We start from the raw sequence: 7,204 nt of genomic DNA, 5'->3' as shown, positions 1-7,204 counted from the left end.
TGCACGCCCCAGGTTGCCGTGCAGCATGATGGCGCGAAACATCATCAGCTGGCGATGAGTTAAATTCATATCAATATTGAATAGCTAAATAATAAGAATAGCATTGATTGAATTGACTATGAAGGAGATCATCTATGATTGAATTGACTACAAGGGAAATCATCTATTTATGAATCCTTTTACTCCCACTACCATCGCTCCTTTGGCCCAGCAATTCAGTACCCCGCTGTGGATCTATGATGCCGACACCATTACGCGCCAGATTGCCGCTCTGCAGTTGTTTGACGTAGTGCGTTTCGCTCAGAAAGCCAATTCTAATACACATATCCTTCGCCTCATGAAGCGACAGGGCGTAGTGGTGGACTCAGTGTCTTTGGGTGAAATCGAACGTGCGTTGGCTAGTGGTTTTACGCCGGGCTTGCACAACGGGCACGCAGACATTGTGTTTACGGCTGATCTGCTGGACCGCGCTACGCTTGCGCGCGTGGTGGAACTAAATATTCCTGTGAACTGTGGTTCCATGGACATGCTGGATCAATTGGGTGCGGTCAACCCAGGGCACCCAGTGTGGTTACGCATCAATCCAGGTTTCGGGCATGGCCATTCGAAGAAAACAAATACTGGTGGAGAGCATAGCAAGCATGGCATCTGGCATGGCGACCTAGTACGCGCCTGCGAAAAGATCAAGTCAAACAGCCTGACCTTGCATGGCCTGCACATGCACATCGGCTCAGGCGTAGACTACACGCACTTGCAAGAAGTCTGCGGTGCCATGCTGAAGTTGGTAGAAGTAGTAAATGCGCAGGGTTTGGACCTGCACGCCATCTCGGCGGGTGGCGGGCTATCCGTTCCCTATCAGACTGGTGAACCCACGATTGATACAGCGCACTACTTTTCATTATGGAATACAGCGCGCCATGCTGTGGAACAACTACTGGAGCACCCAGTTAAACTAGAAATAGAACCAGGTCGCTATTTAATGGCCGAGTCTGGTGTGTTGGTCACTGAAGTACGCGCTACGAAGCAACAGGGCGCCAACTATTTTGTGATGGTGGACGCCGGTTTCAATGATCTGGTTCGCCCAGCTCTATACGGTGCCTACCACGGTATGGAGTTGATCCACTCTGATGGCACAGCGGTTAATGGCCAGCAGTTTGACACAGTAGTTGCCGGACCTCTGTGCGAGTCGGGAGATGTGTTTACGCAGGGAGACGGTGGCGTGGTGTTACACCGATCCTTGCCGCAGGCACAGGTGGGAGATCTGCTGGTATTGCACGACACTGGTGCGTATGGTGCCTCCATGTCATCGAACTACAACGCTCGCCCGCTGATTGCCGAAGTGCTGATGGAAAATGGGGAGCCCCGGCTTATTCGACGAAGGCAGACGGTGGCTGAGCTGCTCGCGCTGGAGGCGGTGTAAGGTAACCAGACAAAATCATCAACTTATCCAACTGGACCAGCAGCTACATTAATTCGAATTTTAGATGCTCACCCAAGCCTTATTTAAGAAAATTATTTAAAAAATGGGAGCTTAAAGCTCCCATTTTTGACTTCGCATAACGTGTATTATGTTAATTTTAGGAAAACTTAACTTAGAATACTATTGAGAAGGCTTCACTGGAAAACCTATGAATGGTTTTATTTCTTTTAAAACAAACATACTCTGCATTTCTTTTATTCCCGGCAATCTTCTTATTATTGACATAGAGAATTCAGCATAAGTATCAAGATCTGGGGATACAACTTGAAGTAAGAAATCTGCATCACCTCCAATGCTGTAACATGCAACGACATAATCTAAAGCCGTCACTTCTTCCTCAAATTTTTTAGCTTCTTTTTCACTATGGCTATCAATAGATACACGTATAAATACCATTACACCTAAATTTATTTTTTTACGATCAAGTAATACTCCATATCCTTTAATAATCTTAGTATCTTCAAGTTGCTTGACTCTACGCCAACATGGAGAAGTTGATAAGCTCAATTCTTCTGATAACTGGGCTGTTGTAATACGTGAGTCCTGTTGCAACAACTCCAAAATTTTTACATCGGTTTTATCAATTTTTTTGTGATTAGGCATAAATACTAAAATTATTAAATAAAATAGAAATTTTATACCCTTATTTATCAATTTTATAAAAAATATAGATCAATTTCTTCTTTATTTTTACTAAAAAATAGTCTCAATTCTTTTATTGATTTACCTTCAAATGGACTATCTAGCACAATTCACCACATATATTTTCACTTTATCTTTAGCCGCAATTCTTCCTGGGCCTGGTATGACAGGTCTAATGTTTAAAACACTGACACAGGGCTATAAAAATGGCTTGATTATGCTAATTGGTCTAATCACAGGTGATCTAATCTTTCTATTAACCTCTATTTTTTTACTGACTTCTTTAACTCAATTTTTTCCAAATTTTTCTTTTTATATGGTCCTACTATCGAGTATTTATTTATTGTATTTAGCTTATAGTTTTTGGTCTTTTAATGGTGATCTGCTACAAACTCAGGCTCCTAATACGGTAAATGAAACTATATTCTCTTATAGAGATGGGCTATTGATAACACTCAGTAATCCTAAAACCATTTCGTTTTACCTAGCAATTGTTCCAGCTATTTTTGGAGCATATAGTCTGAAAGATCAAACTTTTGCCTTAATGATAATTACAGTTCTGACTTTAGCTGTTATTGGCGGTTTTTATGTATTTTTTTCTTTAGGCCTAAAAAAGTTTTTACGTAATTTGAAAATTCAAAGAACTTTGCTTAAGGGACTATCTCTTATGATGTTTATCTTAGCTCTAAGCATGATATATAGAGAATTTACGCCTCATTTAACATAATGGCGGTTATGCGAAATTCAGTTGTCAGAAACCATTTATTACATCAAAAGTAATGAAAAAGTAAAGAATATGAATTATATTATCTTTACTTTAATGGTTTTTGAGTGAGGGAATCATGTCCGCAGTCAATTTCAATATGCGCTTAGAAGCAGAGTTAAAAGAACAAGTCACCCCAATTTTGGAAGACTATGGTTTGACTATGCCTCAAGCATTCAAACTGTTCTTGAATCAAATCGTTAAAACTAAAGCGATTCCTTTGTCTTTTGACTATGCACGAGAACCTGCTTTAACTCCTAAAGCAGCAGCCAAGTTACTTCAATCTTTAAAAGAGATTGAAAATGGCGAGTACACCGAGTACGAAACGGTAGAAGAAGCGATTAAAGCTATGTCGGAAGAAGCACATGGCTAAACGTAAGATTATCGTAACCAGTTCTTTTAAACGTGATATTAAAAGACGTTATTTAGAACTGGTTACGGCTGAATGGGCAGAAGTATTAGATTGTTTAGTCGCAAATAATCCTTTGCCTGAAAAGTATTTAGATCATCCCTTGAAAGGTGGTGCAGAGTTTAAAAATTGTCGTGATTGTCATGTGAAGCCTGATTTAGTCTTGATCTATAGGCTTGTTGGTGATGATATTTTAGAACTGCATCAGTTGGATAGCCATTCCGAAATTTTTGGATGACTATCGCTCGATGCTTTGAAAGATGGCTTTAGCCATGTTTCAAAGTCGGGCAACTTTGCGACTGCTGTCATTGATTCGGTGATGGCAAGAGCCGAGCAAAGTACTGTCTAATCATTATTTTGGGTCAATCACACAATAATCCTTATTCGCTCCGTGACAGTCATTTTTCATGATGCGAACGCAAGACTTCCCATTGCAATTTTTAATATCTAGGCTGTATTTTTGTTCTAGCCATGCAACGTCTGCTCTACGCTGTTTGATTTCGTCCATGCTCGGCACATATAAAAATAATGCTAAAAAGAAAACGATCAGCAAGCTAACAAAAGCACTGGCGTAGATTGCCATGAATCGCCAGTCAAGTTGATTGGTTGCATTGTTTAATTCCCGAATACTGTTGTTGAGTGCGTCTATTTGCTTCTGATTGGCGTTTTTTAGGTGTTTTTCGGTCTTATTGAGTACTCCGCTAGCCACTTCCTTATAAAACGCTTCTAATCGCTTGTTATCGTCTGCTATGGCTTCTCGATACTCTTTCATAGATGCCAGTAAAATATAGAGCTGGTCATCTAGGTCGTTTTGGTTGCTCATCGGTACATTCCGCCCTGATCTAAGTCTTGTGATGCTTTACGGTTGGCTCGCTCGGCTTGCTGTTGCTCTAGTTTTTGCTGTCGTTGTATTTCGGCTTGGCGTTCTTGTTCTAGGCGTTTAGCTTCTTGGTTTTTCTGCCATTGCTCGAAGCCTTGCTCGGCACGGTTTAAACCACGCTGTAAAACACTGTCTGTGCGCTGTTGCTGTTGTTTGAGGTGTTGGGCGTTGTGTTGCTTCACATGGTCGTTATAACGGCTGATTTCAGTGTCTATGCCTTGTCTGCGTAATTGGGTGACTTTGGTGCCTTCATGGATGGTGGCTTGTAGTCCGTTGTTCTGATCGGCATAACTGCGGTGGTCTATTTTTTCTCGGTAGCCTGCACGTTCCAATGCCTTATTGGCTAAGTCTGCCCATGTTTCTCGAATTTGCTTAATGTCTTCTTGGGTTGTCCCCATATCTAGGCTTTTTCGTTTGGCGTTGCTGAGTTCAATATCGGTTTTGGTGGTCAGGGTGAGTTTATTGTCCGTGTCCAGTTCTGCCTTTCGAGTCGTGAGCATGATATGGGCGTGATGGTTTTTATCATTACCGCCTTTACTTGGTTCATGGATGGCTAAATCTGCGATCACGTCATAGCGGTCAACTAAAGACCTAGCAAAGTCTTTTGCCAGGTCTTTACGTTGATCAGCGTCTAATTCATCAGGCAGGGCAATGACCCATTCTCTAGCGGTTCGGGCATCTTTACGGTTTTCGGTTTTTTCTGCCAAGTTCCAAAGTTCATTGCGGTCAATTTCAATATCTAAATTAGAGATAATTTCAGAATGGGTGACACCGTCTTTTCTCGTAAAGTCGTGGGTCAATCCTGTGCGTTCATCCTTGAGTTTTTCCCCTGCACGATATGCAGATGATGCAACCGCAGTTCTCCCCGAACTTCGGTTAACTGTTTTAGTGGAACAATGATAAATAGCCATATTTATAATTTTTTTAACATAAATGCATTTTCAAGGATGATATTTTCACGTTGAGGAAATCTACGTTCAATAACTTCAAACCCATATTTAATGAATAAATTTTCTGCTGTTTTACTTACATTTGCACTTAATTCATCAAGGCTCAAAGTTTTAGCTTGGTAAAGGATATGTTCCATTAGTGAAGTTCCTATGCCTTGTCGAGCATATTCACTATCAACAAAAAAATGATCTATGTATCCATTTGCTTGAAGATCAGCGAAACCTACAATTTTGTTATCAATGATCGCAACGAAAGGGTTTAACTTTCTTATAGATTCATTCCACTGTTTTATATCTCTATCTTTTGATGCCCAAGCTTCAATTTGCTTCTGGTTATAATCTTTTGATGCAATACCGTATAAAGATGAAAGGAATATATCAAATAACAATTCCTCTTCATTTGATTCCATATTTCTAATAATCATAAGAATATGCCTAGGTTTTTGGGGTTAAGGGGTTTCCCCTTACGCAAACTTTGACTTGGATGAAATCCAAGTCGTAAGTGCGCATTTCATGAAAAACACGATAGCATATTACCCGCTTGAATTTCAATTCATAGGGTCTTATGCTTGAGTGGTTTTCTATATTCCGAAATTAACCGTTATGACTAAATCTGCTGAAAATATCGAAAAGAAAATTGAAGCCCAGTTAGAGAAGCTGAAACAGTTAAAAGCACAGAAACAGGCTATTGAAGCAAGAGAACGTACCAAAAAGAAAGAACAGGAGCGCAAGGATGATACTAGGCGTAAAATTTTGCTCGGTTCTTACTTGATTAAGAAAATGCAGGCAAATGAAGCCAATAAAGAAAAAATACTCGCTGAACTCAACGAATATTTAACAGAAAATAGAGATCGACAGCTTTTTGATTTGCCCGATATTGAAGCCTAATTTTTCTTAGCTGTTTGGTTGTTTTGTTTGGCTTGATACTCTGGAATGAGCGTATTTAAAACCTTTTGAATATTGTCCTTGTCTTCTATCTGCAAATTATCTCGATAGTAAATTAAGTCCTGTATTTTGCTTTCCATCTGCATTTTTTCGGTGGGTTTGGCATTTTTGGATAGTCGGGATAATAGGAAGATATAACCGCATATATTTTCCCTCGCAATTTCATAATTTACGATGTCGAGGTATTCAACGGTCACATGCTTTAGATCGGTTGATAGGTTATTTAATTTAATCATGGCTGAAATCCTGATTTTTCTAAAATTGGATAAAGCTCTCTGAATTTTTCAGGCTCTAACAGCATATCTGCTATACGGATAGCAAATTGTTGGTAGCTTTCTGTACCTTGTGAATATTTCCCCATTTCAGGCATTTCTGACATTTTTTTTGCAAATAAATGGCGTTGTGCATCGGTCATTTTGATAAAAAAGTCAGGTGTGTTTGGGTCACGCTTAGAATCTAATTTTTTCGGTTGTTGTTTCTGCTTAAACTTAAATGAAAAACCAATAATTGAACGACCACGTTTGTGTTGTTCATACTCTGCTTTTATATCTGTGTACTTATTAATTTGATCAATGGCAAGGTGTAAAACTTTTTCTTTAAATTGCCCCATTCTCTTGTATTCATTGGGTTCTATGCCTAGTTTTAATCTTAGCTCTTCTAGCTCTACCATAGTCACTTTGCCTGTACTACGCCATGCGATAAGCAACTCATACAAGCGTATAGCGTAAACACTAGTTAAACTGCTGACTTGCTCTAGTTCATAACTAGTGAAGTGTTTTTCTAAATTTGTAATCAACGGTACAACATCATCAGAAAACTTAATACGAACAAGAGCTTCATTCTCTACATAAGATATTCGTTGTACCCATCGACTTATTACATTCTCAATGTTGCCCTTTTGAGTCAGTTTTTGATAGCTAAATCTACGATCAAATAGGCTTTTACAAGCATCTTTAAGAACTTTATAGGCTGTATTTCTATGAACATTGAAATGGTTGATATAGCTTTCAGCATGAATCGTCAAATCTTTATCATTGGGTGTATTTGATTGCCTAGCTTCAAGTATGGCTAACAGTATTAAACGTTGTTCTGATAGGTCTAAATTATAACTGGCATTTATTAGTGCATTATCTTT

At 39.3% G+C, this 7,204-nt stretch carries 11 protein-coding genes and 1 pseudogene; 6 read left to right on the top strand and 6 right to left on the bottom strand.

All coding sequences use genetic code 11. From position 1 onward, the window contains the following. Positions 1-169: 169 nt before the first annotated feature. Both lysA and AC07E5_RS06410 read left to right on the top strand, forming a co-directional pair. Positions 170-1,420 (top strand): diaminopimelate decarboxylase, encoded by a 1,251-nt coding sequence (gene lysA, locus AC07E5_RS06415; protein ID WP_284941104.1) that lies wholly within the window; start codon positions 170-172, stop codon positions 1,418-1,420. Positions 1,421-1,441: 21 nt separating this feature from the next. Beyond that, positions 1,442-1,507 (top strand): annotated as a pseudogene (locus tag AC07E5_RS06410) (transcriptional regulator); the annotation flags it as partial. 93 nt (positions 1,508-1,600) lie between these two features. Here the strand turns inward: AC07E5_RS06410 and AC07E5_RS06405 are convergent. Next, entirely contained in the window at positions 1,601-2,083 is a 483-nt protein-coding gene (locus tag AC07E5_RS06405) for an Lrp/AsnC family transcriptional regulator (protein WP_151708325.1), read from the bottom strand. 130 nt (positions 2,084-2,213) lie between these two features. Here AC07E5_RS06405 and AC07E5_RS06400 point away from each other — a divergent pair, with 130 nt between their 5' ends. The 3 genes from AC07E5_RS06400 to AC07E5_RS06390 all read left to right on the top strand — a co-directional run bounded on the left by AC07E5_RS06400 (position 2,214) and on the right by AC07E5_RS06390 (position 3,532). Next, the gene (locus AC07E5_RS06400; protein ID WP_498625032.1) at positions 2,214-2,849 is read left to right on the top strand and encodes a LysE family translocator; all 636 of its coding nucleotides are present in this window, start codon (positions 2,214-2,216) and stop codon (positions 2,847-2,849) included. 115 nt (positions 2,850-2,964) lie between these two features. Further along, the gene (locus tag AC07E5_RS06395; RefSeq protein WP_004870963.1) at positions 2,965-3,258 is read left to right on the top strand and encodes a type II toxin-antitoxin system RelB/DinJ family antitoxin; all 294 of its coding nucleotides are present in this window, start codon (positions 2,965-2,967) and stop codon (positions 3,256-3,258) included. Then, positions 3,251-3,532, top strand: a complete 282-nt coding sequence (locus AC07E5_RS06390; protein WP_001129137.1) for a type II toxin-antitoxin system YafQ family toxin — start codon at positions 3,251-3,253, stop codon at positions 3,530-3,532. The genes AC07E5_RS06395 and AC07E5_RS06390 overlap by 8 nt, the downstream gene beginning before the upstream one ends. 114 nt (positions 3,533-3,646) lie before the next feature. Here the strand turns inward: AC07E5_RS06390 and AC07E5_RS06385 are convergent, their stop codons facing one another. The 3 genes from AC07E5_RS06385 to AC07E5_RS06375 are packed head-to-tail and all read right to left on the bottom strand — an operon-like array spanning position 3,647 to position 5,549. Then, positions 3,647-4,117 (bottom strand): hypothetical protein, encoded by a 471-nt coding sequence (locus AC07E5_RS06385; protein ID WP_004870960.1) that lies wholly within the window; start codon positions 4,115-4,117, stop codon positions 3,647-3,649. Then, on the bottom strand, positions 4,114-5,085 hold the full coding sequence (gene mobQ, locus AC07E5_RS06380) for a MobQ family relaxase (RefSeq protein WP_498625031.1): 972 nt from the start codon (positions 5,083-5,085) through the stop codon (positions 4,114-4,116). Before mobQ ends, AC07E5_RS06385 begins: the two co-directional genes overlap by 4 nt. A 2-nt stretch (positions 5,086-5,087) precedes the next feature. Continuing rightward, entirely contained in the window at positions 5,088-5,549 is a 462-nt protein-coding gene (locus tag AC07E5_RS06375) for a GNAT family N-acetyltransferase (RefSeq protein ID WP_498625029.1), read from the bottom strand. A gap of 178 nt (positions 5,550-5,727) precedes the next feature. Here AC07E5_RS06375 and AC07E5_RS06370 point away from each other — a divergent pair, with 178 nt between their 5' ends. Further along, positions 5,728-6,012, top strand: a complete 285-nt coding sequence (locus AC07E5_RS06370; protein WP_004871868.1) for a DUF8583 domain-containing protein — start codon at positions 5,728-5,730, stop codon at positions 6,010-6,012. Here AC07E5_RS06370 and AC07E5_RS06365 read toward each other — a convergent pair. Together AC07E5_RS06365 and repM are read right to left on the bottom strand one after the other, a co-directional pair. Continuing rightward, positions 6,009-6,305: a hypothetical protein gene (locus AC07E5_RS06365; RefSeq protein ID WP_498625028.1), complete on the bottom strand. Its 297-nt coding sequence runs from the start codon at positions 6,303-6,305 to the stop codon at positions 6,009-6,011. The genes AC07E5_RS06370 and AC07E5_RS06365 overlap by 4 nt on opposite strands. Then, positions 6,302-7,204, bottom strand: a 903-nt coding sequence (gene repM, locus AC07E5_RS06360) for a replication initiation protein RepM (protein WP_498625027.1), incomplete at its 5' end; no start/stop codon positions are given. The genes AC07E5_RS06365 and repM, both read right to left, overlap by 4 nt.

It is taken from the genome of Acinetobacter seohaensis (genome assembly GCF_056431365.1).
This window is presented reverse-complemented; position numbering and strand designations above follow the sequence as displayed.

Bases quoted from the DNA above. Each gene is read 5' to 3' on its own strand.
- AC07E5_RS06375 (WP_498625029.1), bottom strand. From the start codon at position 5,549: ATGATTATTAGAAATATGGAATCAAATGAAGAGGAATTGTTATTTGAT.
- AC07E5_RS06390 (WP_001129137.1), top strand. From the start codon at position 3,251: ATGGCTAAACGTAAGATTATCGTAACCAGTTCTTTTAAACGTGATATT.
- lysA (WP_284941104.1), top strand. From the start codon at position 170: ATGAATCCTTTTACTCCCACTACCATCGCTCCTTTGGCCCAGCAATTC.
- AC07E5_RS06370 (WP_004871868.1), top strand. From the start codon at position 5,728: ATGACTAAATCTGCTGAAAATATCGAAAAGAAAATTGAAGCCCAGTTA.
- AC07E5_RS06395 (WP_004870963.1), top strand. From the start codon at position 2,965: ATGTCCGCAGTCAATTTCAATATGCGCTTAGAAGCAGAGTTAAAAGAA.
- AC07E5_RS06405 (WP_151708325.1), bottom strand. From the start codon at position 2,083: ATGCCTAATCACAAAAAAATTGATAAAACCGATGTAAAAATTTTGGAG.
- AC07E5_RS06365 (WP_498625028.1), bottom strand. From the start codon at position 6,305: ATGATTAAATTAAATAACCTATCAACCGATCTAAAGCATGTGACCGTT.
- mobQ (WP_498625031.1), bottom strand. From the start codon at position 5,085: ATGGCTATTTATCATTGTTCCACTAAAACAGTTAACCGAAGTTCGGGG.
- AC07E5_RS06385 (WP_004870960.1), bottom strand. From the start codon at position 4,117: ATGAGCAACCAAAACGACCTAGATGACCAGCTCTATATTTTACTGGCA.
- AC07E5_RS06400 (WP_498625032.1), top strand. From the start codon at position 2,214: ATGGACTATCTAGCACAATTCACCACATATATTTTCACTTTATCTTTA.